Source organism: Tsukamurella sputi (assembly GCF_007858445.1).
Taxonomy (GTDB): domain Bacteria; phylum Actinomycetota; class Actinomycetes; order Mycobacteriales; family Mycobacteriaceae; genus Tsukamurella; species Tsukamurella sputi.
In genome coordinates this window covers 1-738 of sequence record NZ_VIGV01000038.1, presented here as the reverse complement: position 1 = coordinate 738, position 738 = coordinate 1, and the positions used below count along the sequence as shown (strand labels likewise).

The window sequence follows — 738 nt, the reverse complement described above, 5'->3', positions numbered from 1 at the left end:
AAACCGGTTTAAGCCCCCATTTACAGGTGTGTATAATGTAGAAACGACACTCTGTAAAACAGATGAGAAGTTAGTAGGCGTTGCCAATATCGGTTATCGACCTACTGTTGATGGCATAAAACCTAATTTAGAAGTACACTTACATAATATTAACCGCAACTTATATGGTGAAACATTTAGTGTTAGATTTCTCTCTAAAATTAGGGATGAAAAAAAATTTGAGAACATTGAAGCATTAAAAGCGCAGATCTTATTAGATGCGGAGGCTTCAAGAGATTATTTTAATCTTCAAAAGTAGGATGAGAACGTGAGTAAAACAAAAAAAATCGAAGAGAAAAATGACAATATCTATCGGGATACCTTAAACCTCCCGGAAACAGATTTTGCGATGAGAGGAAATCTTCCTAAACGTGAGCCTGAGTTTATTGAGTATTGGGATAAGATAGATCTCTATCATAAACAGCGTGAAGTTTTTCAAGGGAAACCTAAATTTATTCTTCATGATGGTCCTCCTTATGCTAATGGTGCGATCCATTTAGGACATGCGGTTAATAAGATCTTAAAAGATATTATTGTGAAATCGAGAGGACAATTAGGCTTCGATTCTCCCTATGTACAAGGGTGGGATTGCCACGGTCTTCCTATTGAGCTTGTTGTTGAAAAGAAATATGGCAAAGTCGGCGATAAGCTCTCTCCGGCAGAGTTTCGCGCTAAGTGCCGTGAATTTGCAAAGAGTCA

Annotated in this window: 2 protein-coding genes; both read left to right on the top strand. The window is 37.5% G+C overall.

Annotated elements, in window-relative coordinates:
- On the top strand, positions 1–298 hold a 298-nt coding region (locus FK268_RS25825; protein ID WP_193560321.1), incomplete at its 5' end, for a riboflavin kinase.
- Positions 299–307: 9 nt separating this feature from the next.
- On the top strand, positions 308–738 hold a 431-nt coding region (locus FK268_RS25820), incomplete at its 3' end, for a class I tRNA ligase family protein (RefSeq protein WP_205124521.1).